Source organism: Streptomyces sp. NPDC051133 (assembly GCF_040682635.1).
Lineage (GTDB): Bacteria > Actinomycetota > Actinomycetes > Streptomycetales > Streptomycetaceae > Streptomyces.
In genome coordinates this window covers 104179-122194 of the sequence record NZ_JBFBBK010000005.1, presented here as the reverse complement: position 1 = coordinate 122194, position 18016 = coordinate 104179, and the positions used below count along the sequence as shown (strand labels likewise).

The 18016-nt window shown below is 69.2% G+C and carries 12 protein-coding genes; 2 read left to right on the top strand and 10 right to left on the bottom strand.

Annotation, left to right across the window (positions count from 1 at the left end):
* Positions 1-60: 60 nt before the first annotated feature.
* The 7 genes from trxA to AB0N17_RS08125 all read right to left on the bottom strand — a co-directional run bounded on the left by trxA (position 61) and on the right by AB0N17_RS08125 (position 9840).
* On the bottom strand, positions 61-393 hold the full coding sequence (gene trxA, locus AB0N17_RS08155) for a thioredoxin (RefSeq protein WP_366010329.1): 333 nt from the start codon (positions 391-393) through the stop codon (positions 61-63).
* A 48-nt stretch (positions 394-441) separates the two neighbouring features.
* Entirely contained in the window at positions 442-1413 is a 972-nt protein-coding gene (gene trxB / locus AB0N17_RS08150; RefSeq protein ID WP_366010328.1) for a thioredoxin-disulfide reductase, read from the bottom strand.
* Between the two features lie 149 nt (positions 1414-1562).
* Positions 1563-2477: a hypothetical protein gene (locus AB0N17_RS08145; RefSeq protein WP_366010327.1), complete on the bottom strand. Its 915-nt coding sequence runs from the start codon at positions 2475-2477 to the stop codon at positions 1563-1565.
* A complete protein-coding gene (sigM, locus tag AB0N17_RS08140) occupies positions 2474-3199 on the bottom strand; it encodes an RNA polymerase sigma factor SigM (RefSeq protein WP_366010326.1) in 726 nt (241 codons plus the stop codon). Before sigM ends, AB0N17_RS08145 begins: the two co-directional genes overlap by 4 nt.
* A 26-nt stretch (positions 3200-3225) precedes the next feature.
* On the bottom strand, positions 3226-4947 hold the full coding sequence (locus AB0N17_RS08135) for a protein kinase family protein (RefSeq protein ID WP_366010325.1): 1722 nt from the start codon (positions 4945-4947) through the stop codon (positions 3226-3228).
* Between the two features lie 117 nt (positions 4948-5064).
* Positions 5065-7413 (bottom strand): murein biosynthesis integral membrane protein MurJ, encoded by a 2349-nt coding sequence (gene murJ, locus AB0N17_RS08130; RefSeq protein ID WP_366010324.1) that lies wholly within the window; start codon positions 7411-7413, stop codon positions 5065-5067.
* A gap of 45 nt (positions 7414-7458) precedes the next feature.
* Complete coding sequence (locus AB0N17_RS08125) at positions 7459-9840, bottom strand: DUF6049 family protein (RefSeq protein WP_366010323.1); 2382 nt, start codon at positions 9838-9840, stop codon at positions 7459-7461.
* Positions 9841-10129: 289 nt separating this feature from the next.
* Here AB0N17_RS08125 and AB0N17_RS08120 point away from each other — a divergent pair, with 289 nt between their 5' ends.
* Entirely contained in the window at positions 10130-11572 is a 1443-nt protein-coding gene (locus tag AB0N17_RS08120; RefSeq protein WP_366010322.1) for a CCA tRNA nucleotidyltransferase, read from the top strand.
* A 93-nt stretch (positions 11573-11665) separates the two neighbouring features.
* Here the strand turns inward: AB0N17_RS08120 and AB0N17_RS08115 are convergent, their stop codons facing one another.
* From AB0N17_RS08115 to AB0N17_RS08105, 3 genes are all read right to left on the bottom strand, one after another.
* Positions 11666-12928 (bottom strand): MFS transporter, encoded by a 1263-nt coding sequence (locus AB0N17_RS08115; protein WP_366010321.1) that lies wholly within the window; start codon positions 12926-12928, stop codon positions 11666-11668.
* A 119-nt stretch (positions 12929-13047) separates the two neighbouring features.
* The gene (locus AB0N17_RS08110; RefSeq protein WP_366010320.1) at positions 13048-14130 is read right to left on the bottom strand and encodes an inositol-3-phosphate synthase; all 1083 of its coding nucleotides are present in this window, start codon (positions 14128-14130) and stop codon (positions 13048-13050) included.
* A 43-nt stretch (positions 14131-14173) separates the two neighbouring features.
* On the bottom strand, positions 14174-14857 hold the full coding sequence (locus AB0N17_RS08105; protein ID WP_366010319.1) for a PadR family transcriptional regulator: 684 nt from the start codon (positions 14855-14857) through the stop codon (positions 14174-14176).
* A gap of 395 nt (positions 14858-15252) precedes the next feature.
* On the opposite strand from AB0N17_RS08105, the gene AB0N17_RS08100 reads away from it, so the two are divergent.
* The gene (locus AB0N17_RS08100; protein WP_366010318.1) at positions 15253-17964 is read left to right on the top strand and encodes a transglycosylase domain-containing protein; all 2712 of its coding nucleotides are present in this window, start codon (positions 15253-15255) and stop codon (positions 17962-17964) included.
* The last annotated feature ends 52 nt before the right edge of the window (positions 17965-18016 follow it).

The window sequence follows — 18016 nt, the reverse complement described above, 5'->3', positions numbered from 1 at the left end:
GGGCATAAGCGAATGGGCCAACCCCTTGAGGGTTGACCCATTCGTGTTTCACGTGAAACGTCACTCAGCGATGAACTCTTCGAGGTCGCGGACGAGCGCAGCCTTCGGCTTGGCGCCGACGATCGTCTTGACGACCTCCCCGCCCTGGTAGACGTTCAGGGTCGGGATGGACATGACGCCGTACTTGGCAGCCGTACCCGGGTTCTCGTCGATGTTCAGCTTGACGATCTCGATCTTGCCGCCGTGCTCGGCGGCGATCGCCTCGAGGGACGGAGCGATCTGGCGGCACGGGCCGCACCAGTCGGCCCAGAAGTCCACCAGGACGGGCTTGTCGCTCTTGAGGACGTCCTGCTCGAAGGAGTCGTCGGTCACATGCTTCAGGGTGCCGGCCACAGCGGGCTCCTTACCTTGATCGTACGGTGGGGCGGGGAACGGGGAAGATCAGACGGCGGCGGACTTCTCGGGCTCCGCCTTGTCCTCGTCCGCGAGGGCGGAGAGGAACCGCTCGGCGTCCAGGGCGGCGGAGCAGCCGGTGCCGGCGGCGGTGATCGCCTGGCGGTACGTGTGGTCGACCACGTCACCGGCGGCGAAGACGCCGGTCACGTTGGTGCGGGTGGAGGGGGAGGCGACCTTCAGGTAGCCCTCCTCGTCCAGGTCCAGCTGGCCCTTGAACAGCTCGGTGCGAGGGTCGTGGCCGATCGCGATGAACAGGCCCGTCACCGGCAGGTCGGACAGCTCGCCGGTCTTGACGTTGCGCAGCTTCAGGCCGGAGAGCTTCTGCTCGCCCTGGACCTCGGCAACCTCGCTGTCCCAGATGAACTTGATCTTCGGGTCGCCGAAGGCGCGCTCCTGCATCGCCTTGGAGGCGCGCAGCGTGTCGCGGCGGTGCACGATCGTCACGGACTTGGCGAACCGCGAGAGGAAGGTGGCCTCCTCCATCGCGGTGTCACCGCCGCCGATCACAGCGATGTCCTGGTCCTTGAAGAAGAACCCGTCGCAGGTGGCGCACCAGGAGACACCACGGCCGGACAGGGCGTCCTCGTTCGGCAGGCCGAGCTTGCGGTGCTGCGAGCCGGTGGTGACGATGACGGCCTTCGCCTGGTGGACCGTGCCGGCGGTGTCGGTGACGGTCTTGATCTCACCGCTCAGATCGACGGAGACGACGTCGTCCGGGATGAGCTCGGCGCCGAAGCGCTCGGCCTGTGCCCGCATGTTGTCCATGAGGTCGGGGCCCATGATGCCGTCGCGGAAGCCCGGGAAGTTCTCCACCTCGGTGGTGTTCATCAGCGCACCACCCGCGGTGACGGCGCCCTCGAACACCAGGGGCTTCAGCGACGCACGGGCGGTGTAGAGCGCCGCCGTGTAGCCTGCGGGCCCGGAGCCGATGATGATCACGTTACGGACGTCGCTCACGGCTTGATTCCTCGTCTCTGGTCTGTGTCAGTCGACCGGTGGGAGTCCCTTTCAGGACTCTCACCCCACCCAACGGATCCTACGGGGCGCGCATTCCCGTTGTGTCCGGGCACACGCACGGGTGTGACTGACAGAGAGGCCCAGCAGACTCAGGACCGGGCGTAGGAGTGTTTCAGGAGCACTTTGCCGGCAGAGGCGGGTTGCTGACGGACGCAGGACGCGTCGACGACGTAGGCCGTGACACGGGCGGTGTCGTCGGCATCGGGCACCACGACCAGGTAGGCGGACTTCCCGTCGTAGGTTCCCGCCTTGGCGCCCAGGACATCGCCTCCCGGGGGGAGCGTCTGCCGGACGCAGTCAGGAACGGCGGCGCTCCTCTGGATCAGGGTGTTCGCGCTCTCGGAGGAGCCAGGGGTGTTCTGCTGGGACTCGACACCCGACCGGGGGCGCTGGCTGGTGGATCCCGGCTGCGGCTTGCTCTGGCCGGCGAGCAGCCCCTTCACCTGGCTCTGCACGCTGGTGCCGGAGAAGGGACCCACCGAAGGAGTCGGCTTCGTGTGGGCGGTGGTGTCGGAGGAGCGGTCACCGAGCGACTGCAGCACCAGCGACCCCGCGCCCAGCACGGCGGCGGTGAGGACAGCCCCCAGAACCGCACGCCTGCGACGTCGGCCTCGCTCCCGGCCCTGGCGTCCGGGCCCGGACGCCGCCTGCGGACGCCCGGCGGGCCGGTCCGAGGGGGGCGATGTTTCACGTGAAACATGCGTCGTTTCACGGACGGGCATTCGTGGCTCCCCCGTATCGGGGGCGGTGGCGCTCAGCAACGCCTCGGCGGCGAGGGCGGCATCGATACGACCGGCCACATCGGCCGGCATGCGCTCCGCTCCCGATACGGTGCCCAGCAGCCCGCGGATCTCCTCCAGCGAGGCATGGACGTCCGCGCACAGCTCGCAGGCGTCCAGATGGCGCCTTACGTCCGCGGTGCGGTCCGGCGGGAGAAGGCCTTCGGTGAGGTCGGAGATCTCCTCGACGTCCGGGTGCCCGGCCGTGTCCGTCGTGGAAGTCACGCTCGCCCACCTCCGCCCTTCACTACGGCTGAATCGCTCGGTCCGGTGTCTCCGGGGCTTCCGCTGGGAGGCTCCGTTGCCGGTGGGACGGATGTCCCCTGCATCCGGTTCCGTCCCGCGCCGGGTTCTTTTCCGCCCCCGGTGCCCTCGGGCCGTAGATGAGTGAGTAGAGGCAGCAGTCGTGCTCTGCCCCGCGCGCATCGGCTCTTCACCGTTCCCGTGGGCACGTTGAGGATGCGAGCGGCTTCCGCGACGGGGTATCCCTGCATGTCCACGAGGACCAGAGCAGCACGCTGATCATGGGGAAGCGTGCCGAGTGCTTCGAGGAGCTGGCGGTGCACATCATTGCGCTCGGCCGGCGCCGAGGCCGACTCGTGCGGCTCCAGCAGCTGCTCCAGACGCTCCGTGTCATCGACCGGGGAGGTCTTCCGGGAGGCGGCCTTGCGGGCACGGTCCAGGCAGGCGTTCACCGTGATGCGGTGCAGCCATGTCGTGACGGCCGACTGCCCCCGGAAGGTGTGGGCAGCCCGGTAGGCCGACACCAGCGCGTCCTGGACGGCGTCAGCGGCCTCCTCGCGGTCCCCGAGCGTGCGCAGCGCGACTGCCCAGAGCCGGTCCCGATGCCGCCGCACGATCTCACCGAAGGCATCGGAATCGCCTTCCACATGGCGGGCGAGCAGATCCTTGTCGCTCACCCCGCCGTATCCGGCGCCCTCCGCCATCTGCCCCCTCCGGTCCGGGTGAGATGTCAGCCCGTGAACTTCACTTCGCCGATGGCCTGCTTGTAGCCCTCACTGGCGTACAGCGTGGAGTCGTACCCCGAGTAGGGCACGGCCGTCAGCCAGACGAGGACGTACCGAGTCTTCACCGACTTGGTGACCTTCACCGTGGCGGTCTTGTCCGTCGTCGTGAGCTTGCCGATCTGGGTCGTCGAGTCCAGCGAGGACGGCGCCAGCGAGTCCGCCGCGTACAGCTCGACCGTGGTGTGGTCACTGCCGTAGCGCAGGTCGAGGGTGGCGGTGCTGAGCTCCTTGGCGGAGCCGAGGTCGTAGACGATGCCGACGCCCGGCTTGTACGGCGCGATGACGGGGCCCTGGGCGAACGACATGGTCTTCCAGTACGTCGAGGGATCGCCGTCGTACGTCTTGGGGACGTCACGGGGATGCTGGAGGCTGCCCTCGGCGGCGAACTCCCTGCCGTCCTGGATCTTTATGGGCTGGGGCTTCGGCTTCGCGGCCCCCTTGTCGCCGTCGTCCGTCCCCTGGCTCTTGTGGGTGTCGTCCGACTTGCCACTTCGGTCCATCAGCGCGTCCGCCAACTGCCAGCTGCCGAGGCCGAGGGCCGCGATGAGAAGCGCCGACACGGCCCACTTGAGGGCCTTGCCGGTGCGGCTCTGCAGCGGGGGCGGCGGGGGTGCGATCGGCTGACTGGCGCCGGGATGCGAGGCGGGACGGCCGTACGTGCCCTGTTGGTAGGTGGTGCGCTGGTACTCCGGCGGTGCCGTGAAAGCCGGCTCCGGCGGGCGGATGCGCGGCATCTCGCCGATCGCCTTCACCAGCTCCTCCGGCGTGGTGCACGGAGCCTCGTGCCGGGAGGCGGTGGCACCGTCGTTGGCGAGGGCGCGCATGGCCAGTTCGGACAGGCCGCGGTGGATACCGGCCCGCACCTGGTCCGGTGCGATGAGGCCGACGTCCTTGGGCAGGCCGGACAGGCCGTACGCGTCGCTCTCGTACGGCCAGCGCTGGGTGAGTGCCGCGTACAGCAGGGCGCCGATCGCCTCGGTATCCGTGCGCTGCGGGGTGTCGGAGCTGATGCCGCGCAGCGCGGCGTTCACGGCCAGGCCGCGGATGCGCCACTGACCGCTCGAGGTGCGCAGGACGGCGTTGGGGTTCAGCCGCAGATGGGCGAGGCCCTCGCGGTGGGCGGCGGCCATGGCGGAGGCGATCTGACTGACCATCTGGTAGGCGTCGTGCGGCTCCAGAGGTCCGGCCGCGAGCAGCGTGGTCAGCTCCGTGGCATCGGGCAGCCACTCGTGCACGACGTAGACGAGGTCGTTCTCCTCGACGGCGTCGAGGACCTGCACGAAACGCGGGTCGCCGAGCAGCGCGGAGGAACGGGCGGCGGCCAGGACCGACCGGGCCCGGGCATGGTCCGCCGGCAGCACGTGGACGCCGACGGCACGACGGAGTTTCTCGTCGACCGCACGCCAACTGCTGAATCCGTCCAGACGGGTGACGCACTCCTCCAGCCGGTACCGTCTGGCGAGCTTGTGACCGCTGTGCAGTTCGGGAGACGAGGCCTTCTTCGCGGAACCCTCGGTCCCGCCGCCCCCCTGCGCCTCGTCGCTGTCCGTGTCCCGCTCCGGGTTCTTGGCCACCCCGTCGGCCGTGGACTGCTCCGCCTTGGCGGTCAGCGGCTGCTCGCCGCTGTTGTCTGCCACGTCGACGGCAGCTGTGCTCCGTTCTGCCACCGTCGTCCCTGCCTCCCCATCCGTTGCACGCTGTCGACGCCGAAACCAATTGTGCCCACAGTCTGCCGCTATGCACGACACACAGCTGCCGACGATGGTTGTGCGCCTACCCCCGCCTCAGCGACCCAGACGCCCGCGCACCATACCCACGAGCGAGTTGAGTTCCTCGATGCGCATCCGTCGGGCGGCGACGAAGAAGATACCGAGCAGGACGGCACCGCCGGCGATCAGTGCGGCGAAGGAGCCGATGACGCCCTGGCCGAGCGTGTGCCCGATGCCGTAGCAGGCCGCGCCGCTGAGCAGGGCGGCGGGCACCGACGCGATGCACAGGCGCGCGTACGTGCGCAGCACCCTGGAACCGTCCAGGTCACCGTTCAGCCTCTTGCGCAGCCGCCGCCAGGCGACCCCCACGCCGATCGCGTAGGCGAGGCCGTACGCGGCGGCCATACCGGCGACCGCCCAGCGGGCCGGCAGCAGGAAGTAGCAGAGCGCCGAGGCGCCCGCGTTGACCGCGGCGACGATGACGGTGTTGTAGAAGGGCGTGCGAGTGTCTTCGTAGGCGTAGAAGGCGCGCAGGACGACGTACTGCACCGAGTACGGGATCAGGCCGAGGCCGAAGGCCATCAGCATGTAGCCCATGTTGGTCGCTTCGTCGGTGCCCGAGGAGCCGAAGATCAGCGTGCACATCGGGATGCCGAGCGCGAGGAAGCCGAAGGCGATCGGGACGATGGCGACGGCGGTGGTCCGCAGGCCCTGGGAGATGTCGTCACGGACCGCGCCTCCGTCGCCCTCGGCGGCCGAGCGCGAGATACGCGGCAGCAGGGCGGCCATCAGGGAGACCGTGATGATCGCCTGCGGCAGGCCCCAGATCAGCTGGGCGTTTGCGTAGGCCGCGAAGCCGGTGCCGGCGACGCCGGCATCCTTTCCGGCCGCCGTGGACAGCTGGGTGACGATCATGGCGCCGGCCTGGTTGGCGAGGACGAACAGGACCGTCCACTTGGCGAGCATCGCCGCCTTGCCCAGGCCGTGGCCCCTCCAGTCGAACCGCAGCCGGATGCGGAAGCCCGTCTCGCGCAGGTACGGGATCATCGCCAGCGCCTGGACGACCAGACCGAGCAGCACGCCGACGCCGAGCAGGCGCTGGCCCTCCGGCGGGATGTTCGTGACCGCCATGTGGGAGTTGGCCGAGGTGCCGTAGACCCAGATGAACATGCCGAGCGTCACGATGATGACGATGTTGTTCAGGACCGGCGTCCACATCATCGCGCCGAACTTCCCGCGCGCGTTGAGGATCTGACCCATCACCACATGGACGCCCATGAAGAAGATCGAGGGCAGGAAGTAGCGGGTGAAGGTGACCGCGACGTCGTTGGCCGCCGGGTTGGTCGCCACCGGGTTGGACAGCATCCGCACCAGCAGCGGCGCCGCGAACATGGCGAGACCGGTGAGCGCGGCCAGGGCCACCATCACCAGAGTGAGCAGCCGGTTGGCGAAGGCCTCGCCGCCGTCGTCGTCCTCCTTCATCGCCCGCACCAGCTGGGGCACGAAGACGGAGTTGAGGCCGCCACCGACGGTGAGGATGTAGATCATGGTCGGCAGCTGGTAGGCGACCTGGAAGGAGTCGCCGAGGAAGCCCAGGCCGAGCGCCGAGACGATCAGTGCGGAGCGGACGAAACCGGTGAGGCGGGAGACCATGGTGCCCGCCGCCATCACGGCACTGGACTTCAGCAGGCCTGCGGCCTTGCCGCCCTTCTTCGCCGGTGCGGCGGCTGCCTCGGTCTCCGCGGTGCCGGACGGGCCGGCGGGATCGGGCGCCGCCGCCGGTGCGGGCACCGGGGGCGGCACGGGGTTCCCGGAGGCGGCCGGGTAGGAGGCCGCGGCGTACGGGGCGGTCTGCTGCGGACCCTGCCCCTGCACCGGCGCGTACTGGCCGCCCGCGGGGCCGTATCCGATGCCGGGGACGGCGGACGGTGCGCCCGGGGAGTTCATCGGCGTGTGGCCGCCGCTCTGCTGCTGGTCCTTGAAGAGGTGCGCGAAGGCGTCCGGCTCGTGGTACTCCTCGCCGGAGTTCGTGACCAGGTCGTCCACCCCCACGAAACGGGTCGTGCGGGGGTCGTCCCCGTACGGCATGTACGGGGCGGTGCCGTCCGGCTCGGGCGCCGGGGTCTGCGCCCACACGCGCGGGTCGGGGGCGTACGGCGACTGGGCGGGCTGGCCGTACAGCGGCTGCTGCTGCTCGTAGCTACCCGGAGGCGGCGGGGGGTGCGCGGCACGGTCGTAGAGCGCCTCGGCGACCGGGTCCTGAGCGGTCAGGTCCTGAGCCCGGTAGGGGTCCTGGTCGTAGGCGTCCTGGAGGTACATGTCCGCAGCGTGCTGCGGCGGCACCTGGCCGGGCTCGGGCGGCGGCTCGGGGTAGCCCGAGCCGGCCGCGCCCTGGCCGCGGTCACCGTCGTACGGCGCGTTCATGCTTACCCCACCTCATCGTCCCGGGCCCACCGGCCACGACATCGCTCAACGGTCCACTCTCTCACCCGTGCCGGACGGGTCGGCGTTTTCCGGTGCGGTGTCCGGTGCAGGGTCACTCGGCTGCTCCGGGTCGCCTGCCCCGGAGGCGGGACCGGATTCCTCCGGTTCCTCCGGGAGACGGTCCGCGGGCGCGTCGGGGTTCCCGGGCTCGTCGGTGTCCTCCCCCGCGCCGCCGGGACCGTCCTCGTCGGCCTGACGCGCGGCCGCGCGCTTGCGCTGGGTGTACATCCGGAAGCCCGCGAGGACCAGGAGGAGCACACCGCCGCCGATGACCAGCATCACGGTGGGCGTGACCTCGGTGACCTTCACATCGAAGCTGACGGGGTCGCCGTACTCCTGACCGTCCTCGGTGTACAGCTGGGCGATCAGCCCGACCCGGCCGTTGGCATTGGCCGAGGTGGTGAACTTCACGGACTGGCTGTGGCCGCCCGAGACCTCGACGCGCTGCTCGGAGTAGGCCTTGCCGCCGATCTTCAGCCGGGTGGGCATGGTCGAGGTGAGGCGCAGGACCAGGTGGCCGACGGGCTGGACGAGGTTGTTCTGGACGGTCACCGGGATCGTGGCGCTGCGGCCGGAGAGCTTGGTCTCCGACTTGTCGATCAGCTTGACCTCGTCGGTCAGCTCGTCGAGCCACGCCTCCACGCCACCCCGGAAGCCGTCCGCGGCACCGCTCCGGCCGCGCCACGACGTCGACATCTCACGGTTTATGGCCCGCCCGAACGGCGTGACGACCCGGGACTGGTCGGCGAGGATCACCTGGAAGTTGTCGAGCTTCTCCTGGGTGCGGGCGATCTGCCCGAAGGCAGCGCCCGGCATCTCCTGCCTGCGCAGCGAGGAGGGGTAGGAGGACGTCGACGGAATGCGGGTGGTGGCGTTCGGGTCGGGCTTGTCCTTGGCCGCCGCGGCGAGGTCCTGGGACTGGTCCCAGGTGCCGCCCTGGAGCGCCTTCAGGGCCGTCGCCATCGCCTGCGCCTGGCTCGCGCTGGGCATGCGCTGCGGGGCGACGACGATGCTGCGCTGCTTGTCCGTCTGCGCGTTCACCTCGAGGCTCTGGGCCAGGAACTGCTGCACGGCGCGGGTGGCGGAGTCCGCCTTGCTCAGATCGTCCTCGAAGGCCGTGGACAGCCGCGCGTCGGCGACCACCGCCGTGGTGCCACCGCCGACCGGGCGGGCGGCGGAGGGCGTGTACGGCAGCCCGGCGGTCTCCTGGAGGCTGTCGCTGCGGGCGATCACCCGGTCGGCTCCGGCGGAGGTCGCGACCTTCATGATCGACGGGTCCACGGCGCCGTTCACGGGCCAGGCGAAGTCGGTGCTGGGCGTGACCTGGAGCACGGTCTTGACGGTCGTGGCGGCGACGTCGGTGGCGTCCTTGAGATGGCTGAGCGAGCCGGCGACGCTGGTGCCGTTGTGTGCGAGCGAGGCCAGGTCGGGGTCGGCGAAGGGCAGGGCAACGACCTCCTTGCCCGCCACCGCCTTCTGCAGGCTCGCCAGCCACTGCTTGGCGACCGCCTGGTGATCCCGGGGGCCCGGCGTGGTGGTGCCGTTGTCGCCCGGCAGCCGGTAGTTCCCGGTCGCCATCGCGTCCACGGAGGCCAGCAGGTCCGGATCGATCACCCAGGTGACGTCCAGGTCCTTGCCGAGGCTCACCATCTGGGCCAGCCGGCCGCCCGGCGCGAGCTCCTTGGCCAGGTCGTCGTCGAGGAACACCGGTGTCTGGTGCTCACCGGCGCCGGTCTTGGCGGTCATGTGGACCGTGGAGATCAGCGGCCACAGGAAGGTCGTCTTGGTCTTGGTGTCGGCATCGGACGGCTGCCACGGCAGGAACGTCCGCTGGATGCCGAGCATCTGGTCCCAGGGCTGGGAGGCCGTCTGGCCGGAGGCGGAGACCCCGAAGGCGTAGACGCCGTCCCCGCCGAGGTCCAGCTTGTCCACCGGGACGGAGATGCTGAAGTGCTGCGCCACGCCGGGGGACAGCTTGGCGAACTTCTCCACGTACTTGCCGCCGACCTCGGAGCCCGTGCCGCCCTGCGGATCGTCGGAGTGCTGTGCGATGGCATCGATGGCCGAGCGGGTGTTCAGCATCGGCCCGACCCGCAGATCCACGTGGGCGCCGGTGACGGTCTGCTTGCCGTTGTTGGTCACCGTGCCCGACACGGTCAGGGTGTCGCCGTCCGTCGGGGCACTGGGGGTCAGCGAGTCCAGCGCCACGGCCACCGAGTCCGAGGAGGCAGCCTGGGCGGGGCTCGCGCCGGGCAGCTGCAGCAGACCCGCCAGCAGGGGCGCCGCGGCGAGCACCGCTCCGGTGCGCCGCAGCCACCGGCGGGCAGGTGAGGCACTGGTCCCCTGGAAGTCAGCCGCCTCGGCCACGCGCTCGCCCGTCCCTCGTCGTCTCAGTGGTCGTCGGAATGTGCGTCCACGCATGGTAACGATGCGCGCGGAGAGGAAGTGCCGCGGTCTCCATCACAAGATCGAAGAGCGGCGGCGGCCCGTCCTCTATATCCAGTATCGAGGGGAGAGCAGCCGTACGCCGCAAGAGCAGCGGTTGCGCGGGTATGCCGGAAGCTGTCCCCGGCCCCGCCGAAGGCGGCGTCCCCGGCTCGGCCTGGACCTCAATCGGCGCGCCCCTCGGCCGCCGGGGCACGTACCCTCTTCTGTTGTGCCGAACCCGAACGAAGACACTCCCTCTGCCCTGAGCCAGGCGCAGCAGCGCGCGGTCACCGAGCTGCTGCGGGTGGCCCCGGTCGCCGACGACCTCGCCCGCCGATTCCAGGAGGCCGGGTTCTCACTCGCCCTGGTCGGCGGATCGGTCCGCGACGCGCTGCTCGGCCGGCTCGGCAACGACCTGGACTTCACCACGGACGCCCGCCCCGAGGACGTACTGAAGATCGTCCGGCCCTGGGCGGATGCCGTCTGGGAGGTGGGGATCGCCTTCGGCACCGTCGGCGCGCACAAGGACGGCTACCAGATCGAGATCACCACCTACCGGTCGGAGGCGTACGACCGCACCTCGCGCAAGCCCGAGGTGTCGTACGGCGACTCGATCGAGGAGGACCTGGTCCGCCGCGACTTCACGGTGAACGCGATGGCCGTGGCCCTGCCGCAGAAGGAGTTCATCGACCCGCACGGCGGCCTGGAGGACCTCGCGGCACGCGTGCTGCGTACGCCGGGCACGCCCGAGGAGTCGTTCTCGGACGACCCGCTGCGGATGATGCGGGCCGCCCGCTTCGCCGCTCAGCTCGACTTCGAGGTGGCCCCCGAGGTCGTCGCCGCCATGACGGACATGGCCGGGCGGATCGAGATCGTCTCCGCCGAGCGAGTCAGGGACGAACTGAACAAGCTGGTCCTCTCCACACACCCGCGCAAGGGCCTCACCCTCCTCGCGGAGACCGGCCTCGCCGCCCATGTGCTGCCCGAGCTGCCGGCGCTGCGGCTGGAGAGTGACGAACACCACCGCCACAAGGACGTCTACGAGCACACGCTGATCGTCCTCGAGCAGGCGATCGCGCTGGAGCAGAACGGCCCCGACCTCACCCTGCGCCTGGCTGCGCTGCTGCATGACATCGGCAAGCCGCGCACGCGCCGCTTCGAGAAGGACGGCCGGGTCTCGTTCCACCACCACGAGGTCGTCGGCGCCAAGATGACGAAGAAGCGCATGACGGCCTTGAAGTACTCCAACGAGCTGGTGAAGGACGTCGCACGGCTGGTCGAACTTCACCTGCGCTTCCACGGCTACGGCACCGGTGAGTGGACCGACTCGGCGGTCCGCCGTTACGTCCGTGACGCCGGGCCCCTGCTGGACCGTCTGCACAAGCTGACCCGCTCCGACTGCACCACCCGCAACAAGCGGAAGGCGGCCGCGCTGTCCCGGGCCTACGACGGTCTGGAGGAGCGCATCGCCCAGCTGCAGGAGCAGGAGGAGCTGGACTCGATCCGCCCGGACCTCGACGGCAACCAGATCATGGAGATCCTGGGCGTCGGCCCTGGCCCGGTGATCGGCAAGGCGTACAAGCACATGCTGGAGCTGCGGCTGGAACACGGGCCGATGGAGCACGACGCCGCGGTGGCCGCGCTCAAGGAGTGGTGGACCGAACAGGACTGATCCTGGCGGCAGGGTCGTGTTTCACGTGAAACATGACCCTCCGGACACCACGAAGGGCGATGTTTCACGTGAAACATCGCCCTTTTCGTGTCCTCACTGTCGTTCGATGCGCACCATGGCCACGGCGACCGCGGCGTAGATCAAGGCGACGAGAACGACGAGCACCACTGAGCGGCCGTCCGGCGGGAGCATCAGCGCGGCCACCGCGGCAGCGCTCACGAAGGCGACATTGAAGAGGACGTCGTACAGGGAGAAGATCCGGCCGCGAAAGCCGTCGTCGACGGACGCCTGCACGACCGTGTCGGTGGAGATCTTGGCGCCCTGGGTGATCAGGCCCAGCAGGAAGGCCGCGGTCAGCAGCGGGACGGTGGCGAACGGCAGACCGAGAGCGGGCTCCAGCAGAGCGGCGGCCCCGGCGCACACCGCGATCCAGCGGCCGGGACCGAGCCGGCCGGCCGCCCAGGGGGTCACCACGGCCGCTGCGAAGAAGCCCGCCCCGGACACGGCCAGCGCCAGACCCAGCAGCCGCAGTCCGTCGTCCGGGCTGGTCGACAGCGCGTACCGGCACAGCATGAGCAGCATGACGAGAAGCGCCCCGTAGCAGAAGCGCATCAGCGTCATGGAGGCCAGGGCCCAGGCCGCCTCCCTGCGTGAGGGAGCGGCGAGATGCCGGACCGCTGCGACGAGGTCGCGAGCGGTGGCGGAGAGCGCCCTCCGCAGATGCGGCTGGGCCGGACGCCGGTCGGGGCCGAGGAGTGCGGGAGCCAGGCTCAGGGATGTGAGGCCCGCACACAGGTAGAGGAAGGCGCCCAGCAGCACCACCGCGGCATCGGAACCCGACGCCACAAGCCGGACGGCGAAGGCCAGGCCGCCGCCGGCGGTGGCGGCGAGCGTCCCCGCCGTCGGTGAGAGCGAGTTGGCCAGCACCAGGCGCTCGGTGTCGACGACCCGGGGCAGGGCGGCGGAGAGCCCGGCGAGGATGAAGCGGTTGACGGCCGTGACGCACAGCGCGGAGACGTAGAACAGCCAGTCCGGTACCTGGCTGACCATGAGCACGGCGGTGGCCGCCGCCAGCAGGGCGCGCAGCAGATTGCCGTAGACGAAGACCTGCCGACGCCGCCAGCGGTCCAGCAGCACGCCCGCGAAGGGACCCGCCAGTGAGTAGGGAAGCAGCAGGACGGCCATCGCCGAGGCGATCGCGGCGGCCGAGGTCTGCTTCTCCGGGGAGAAGACGACGTACGCGGCGAGCGCGACCTGGTAGACCCCGTCGGCACCCTGGGACAGCAGGCGGATGTACAGCAGGCGTCGGAAATACCGCAGACGTAGCAGGACGCGCAGGTCACGGACGACGGGCATGAGGCACAGCCTCACACATGCGGAAGGTCCCCGGGTCATGGAACCCGGGGACCTTCACAGCCCTGGCAGGAGCGTTCTGGTGCGAGCGGTGGCCGCTCGGACCACCGGGTGAGGGCGAGTTAGCGCTCGACCTCGCCGCGGATGAACTTCTCGACGTTCTCGCGGGCCTCGTCGTCGAAGTACTGGACCGGCGGGGACTTCATGAAGTACGAGGACGCCGACAGGATCGGGCCACCGATGCCGCGGTCCTTGGCGATCTTCGCGGCGCGCAGGGCGTCGATGATGACACCCGCGGAGTTCGGGGAGTCCCAGACCTCGAGCTTGTACTCGAGGTTCAGCGGAACGTCACCGAAGGCACGGCCCTCGAGGCGGACGTAGGCCCACTTGCGGTCGTCCAGCCAGGCCACGTAGTCGGACGGGCCGATGTGGACGTTCTTCTCGCCGAGGTCCCGGTCGGGGATCTGGGAGGTGACGGCCTGCGTCTTGGAGATCTTCTTGGACTCCAGGCGCTCGCGCTCGAGCATGTTCTTGAAGTCCATGTTGCCGCCGACGTTCAGCTGCATCGTGCGGTCCAGGATGACACCCCGGTCCTCGAACAGCTTCGCCATCACGCGGTGCGTGATGGTGGCGCCGACCTGGGACTTGATGTCGTCACCGACGATCGGGACGCCCGCCTCGGTGAACTTGTCCGCCCACTCCTTGGTGCCGGCGATGAAGACCGGGAGGGCGTTGACGAACGCGACCTTGGCGTCGATGGCGCACTGGGCGTAGAACTTCGCCGCGTCCTCGGAGCCCACGGGCAGGTAGCAGACCAGGACGTCGACCTGCTTGTCCTTCAGGATCTGCACGACGTCGACCGGCTCGGCGTCGGACTCCTCGATGGTCTGGCGGTAGTACTTGCCGAGACCGTCGAGAGTGTGGCCGCGCTGCACGGTGACACCGGTGGAGGGCACGTCGCAGATCTTGATGGTGTTGTTCTCGGAGGCACCGATCGCGTCCGCGAGGTCGAGGCCGACCTTCTTGGCGTCCACGTCGAACGCGGCGACGAACTCGACGTCACGCACGTGGTAGTCACCGAACTGCACGTGCATCAGGCCGGGGACCTTCGACGCCGGGTCGGCGTCCTTGTAGTACTCGACTCCCTGCACCAGCGACGCGGCGCAGTTGCCCACGCCGACGATGGCTACGCGAACCGAACCCATTCCGGTTGCTCCCTGTGTGTACGAGTGAGGCCCTGAGTGGGACTCACGTGGCGGTGTCGCCGGGCGTATCCGTCCGGGGGGTTTCCCCGGGACGGGGCAGGCCGCCCGTCGATCCATTGGTGTTGTCCTGCTGAGCGGACCCCCCGGACGCGGAACCCCTCAGGTCCCGCCCGGCCCGCTCGCTCTCGATGAGCTCGTTCAGCCAGCGCACTTCGCGCTCCACGGACTCCATCCCGTGGCGCTGGAGCTCGAGTGTGTAGTCGTCGAGGCGCTCGCGCGTACGCGTCAGTGAGGCGCGCATCTTCTCCAGGCGCTCCTCGAGGCGGCTGCGCCGGCCTTCCAGCACGCGCATGCGCACATCGCGCGACGTCTGCCCGAAGAAGGCGAACCGTGCGGCGAAGTGTTCGTCCTCGTACGCGTCGGGGCCGGTCTGTGAGAGCAGCTCCTCGAAGTGCTCCTTGCCCTCCGCCGTCAACCGGTAGACGATCTTGGCGCGGCGGCCGGCGAGGGGAGCGGCGAGCGCGTCCTCATGGGTGCTTCCGGGTTCCTCGATCAACCAGCCGTTGGTGACCAGCGTCTTGAGGCAGGGATACAGCGTCCCGTAGCTGAACGCACGGAACACACCCAGAGACGTGTTGAGTCGTTTGCGCAGCTCGTACCCGTGCATCGGGGACTCACGCAGCAGGCCGAGCACGGCGAACTCAAGGATGCCGGAACGCCGGCTCATGGTCGCCTCCTCTCGGCCCGCGGGTCGGTCCCGCAGGTCTCGCAGTGCTCCTCAGCGTCTTTATCTCGCGCTGATGTATCGACTCGATACATCACGACGATAGAACGGCCGTCCGCGAGCGACAAGGGGGACGGCGGTGAACGGGATCACATCACCGATTCATACGATGCAAGTTGCCTGTTTTGGGGTGAACTTTAGGGATCGGGTGGTTTTGGCGGTGCGTAGTCTGTGCGGCATGCACAGCACCGGGAACCAAGTGGCGCCCGGGGAGCGTCGTCGTCCCCGGTGCAGTACGGGTGAATGCAGGACCGACCACATCCGTATTCCGGGGGGACCGGAAATCAGCCGCCGTTCCAGGCGCGCAAGGGTGCGCCTGCCCGAGGAGTAATCGTTCGATGAGCGAGCACCGTCGCAAACCGCCGCAGCCGCAGGGAGGCGGACGTGCCGCGGCCCGACGCGGCCAGCCCGGTTCGTCCCCCGGCCGCCGTGCGGCACCGCGAGGCGCCACCGGGTCTCCTGCCGACTCCTATGGGTCCAGTTCCTATGGGACGGGCTCTGCCGGCTCGGGAGGTGAAGAGCGTGCCTACGGCAGCCGAGCCGAGGCCCGCCGGGCAGCGCAGAGAGGCAGCCGCCGCAAGGCGGCCGACAACACAGGTCCGGGCGGCCGACGCGGTGGCCCGGGCGGACCGGCCGGTCCCGGACGCGGCAGGGGCCGCGCCACGGCGGCGCCCGGCAAGAAGCGGATCATCGACTACCCCCGGTCCGAGAAATACGGGTGGCGGCGCTGGGTCCCCTCCTGGAAGCTCGTGTCCGGCATGTTCATCGGCTTCATCGGAAGCCTGGTGGCCGTGGCGGGCATCGGGTACGCGATGGTGAGCGTGCCCGACGTGGCGAAGACCGCCCAGGCGCAGAACAACGTCTACTACTGGTCCGACGGTTCGGTGATGGTCGCCACCGGCGGTGAGGTCAACCGCCAGATCATCAATTACGCCGACATCCCCAAGGAGATGCGCTACGCCGTCATCTCCCAGGAGAACAAGACCTTCGAGACCGACAGCGGCGTGGACCCGAACGGCATCGCGCGCGCCGTCTTCAACATGGCCCGTGGCGGTCAGACCCAGGGTGGTTCGACGATCACCCAGCAGTACGTCAAGAACGCCATGCTGGACGACCAGTCGCAGACGATCTCCCGCAAGTTCAAGGAGATCTTCGTCGCGATCAAGGTGGGCGCCACGCAGAAGAAGGAAACGATCATGGCCGGGTACCTCAACTCGGCCTACTTCGGCCGTGGGGCCTACGGTCTTCAGGCGGCCTCCCGCGCCTACTTCAACAAGGACGCCAAGGACCTGGACCCGGGCCAGTGCGCCTTCCTGGCGGCAATGCTGAAGGGCGCCACGTACTACGACCCGGCGGGCGCGACCTCGCTCGACCCCGCCGCCACGCCCGACAACAACAAGAAGCGTGCCCTGGCGCAGATGCAGGACACTCTCGACAAGATGGTCAAGTACGGCCATCTCGACCCTGCCGAGCGGGCCCGCTACAAGACGCTTCCGAACGTGCAGAACCCGAGGTCCAACAGCCGGCTCAGCGGCCAGATCGGTTACCTGGTCGACCTCGCGAAGTCCTACCTGGTCAACAACAGCGACAAGACCCACGTCACCGCGGACAAGCTGCAGCAGGGCGGGTACCGGATTCACACGACCTTCGACAAGAAGAAGGTCAAGGCGCTCGAGGCCGCGGTCACGAACGTCCAGAAGGCGAACATCAAGCCCAAGCAGCGTCCGAAGACCGACACCCACGTCCAGTTCGGTGGCGCCTCGGTGGACCCGGCGACCGGAGCCATCAAGGCCATCTACGGCGGTGAGGACGCGACCAAGCACTTCACCGACAACGCCGACGCCACCGGTGCCCAGGTGGGTTCGACGTTCAAGCCGTTCGTCCTGGCGGCGGCCATGAAGTGGGGCGTGCGCAACCCGGACCTGGGGCCGGAGCAGGCCCAGGACGAGCGCACGCCGGTCTCCCCCAAGAGCTTCTACAGCGGACAGAACAAGCTGAAGATCAAGAACTACGACCGCTCCGTCTGGACGGACAAGGACGGCAAGGAGTGGCTCCAGACCAACGACGGAAACGAGTCGGTCAACCCGCCGACCTACAAGATCGACCTGCGTGAGGCCATGCAGTACTCGGTCAACTCCGCGTACGTCCAGCTGGGCATGGACGTCGGCCTGGACAAGGTCAAGGAGACGGCGCTGGACGCGGGCCTCCTCAAGAGCAGCCTCGCCAGCGCCAACTACCCGTCGTTCTCGATCGGCACCTCCGACCCGAGCGCGATCCGCATGGCCGGTTCCTACGCCACCTTCGCCGCCAGCGGCAAGCAGAACGACCCGTACTCGGTCGAGAAGGTCGAGAGCAAGGACGGGGAGGTCTTCAAGCACGAGGCGCAGCCCAAGGACGCCTTCGAGGCGAAGGTGGCGGACAACGTCACCGACGTCCTGAGGACGGTGGTCGAGAAGGGTACGGGTACCAACGCCCAGCTCCCCGGTCGCGAGGTGGCCGGTAAGACCGGTACCACGGACGGCAACAAGTCCGCCTGGTTCGTCGGCTACACGCCCCAGCTGTCCACCGCGATCAGCATGTTCCGCCTCGACGACGATGCGAGCAACAAGAAGCGGACGTTCCTGGAGATGTACGGAACGGGCGGCCAGGAGAAGATCCACGGTGCCTCGTTCCCGGCGGAGATCTGGCACGACTACATGGCCGCAGCGCTGAAGGGCGCTCCGGTGATGACGTTCCCGACGCCGGAGCCCATTGGTGAGGTGCTCAACGCCCCGACTCCGACGCCGACTCCCTCGGTCACCCAGAGCCAGACGCAGAGTCCGTCCCCGACCCCGTCACCCAGCCAGACGTCCCCGTCGCCCACGCCGACGCCGAGCCAGACCTGCAACAACTGGGGCTGGAAGTGCGACACCACCGGCGGCACGAACACGGGTGGCGCCGACGGAGGCACCACCCCGACACCCACTGTCACGGATACGACCGGGACCGGAGGGACCACCCGGGGCAACGGCAACGGAGGAGGAGGCTTCTTCGGTGGTCAGACGGGCTAGACGGAACGCCTGACCGGTTGGCGACCATATCGCCCGCCAAGGGTGTTTCACG

Excerpts from the sequence above, each read along its gene's own strand:
- AB0N17_RS08110 (WP_366010320.1), bottom strand. The coding sequence starts at position 14,130 with ATGGGTTCGGTTCGCGTAGCCATCGTCGGCGTGGGCAACTGCGCCGCG.
- AB0N17_RS08115 (WP_366010321.1), bottom strand. The coding sequence starts at position 12,928 with ATGCCCGTCGTCCGTGACCTGCGCGTCCTGCTACGTCTGCGGTATTTC.
- murJ (WP_366010324.1), bottom strand. The coding sequence starts at position 7,413 with ATGAACGCGCCGTACGACGGTGACCGCGGCCAGGGCGCGGCCGGCTCG.
- sigM (WP_366010326.1), bottom strand. The coding sequence starts at position 3,199 with ATGGCGGAGGGCGCCGGATACGGCGGGGTGAGCGACAAGGATCTGCTC.
- AB0N17_RS08100 (WP_366010318.1), top strand. The coding sequence starts at position 15,253 with ATGAGCGAGCACCGTCGCAAACCGCCGCAGCCGCAGGGAGGCGGACGT.
- AB0N17_RS08105 (WP_366010319.1), bottom strand. The coding sequence starts at position 14,857 with ATGAGCCGGCGTTCCGGCATCCTTGAGTTCGCCGTGCTCGGCCTGCTG.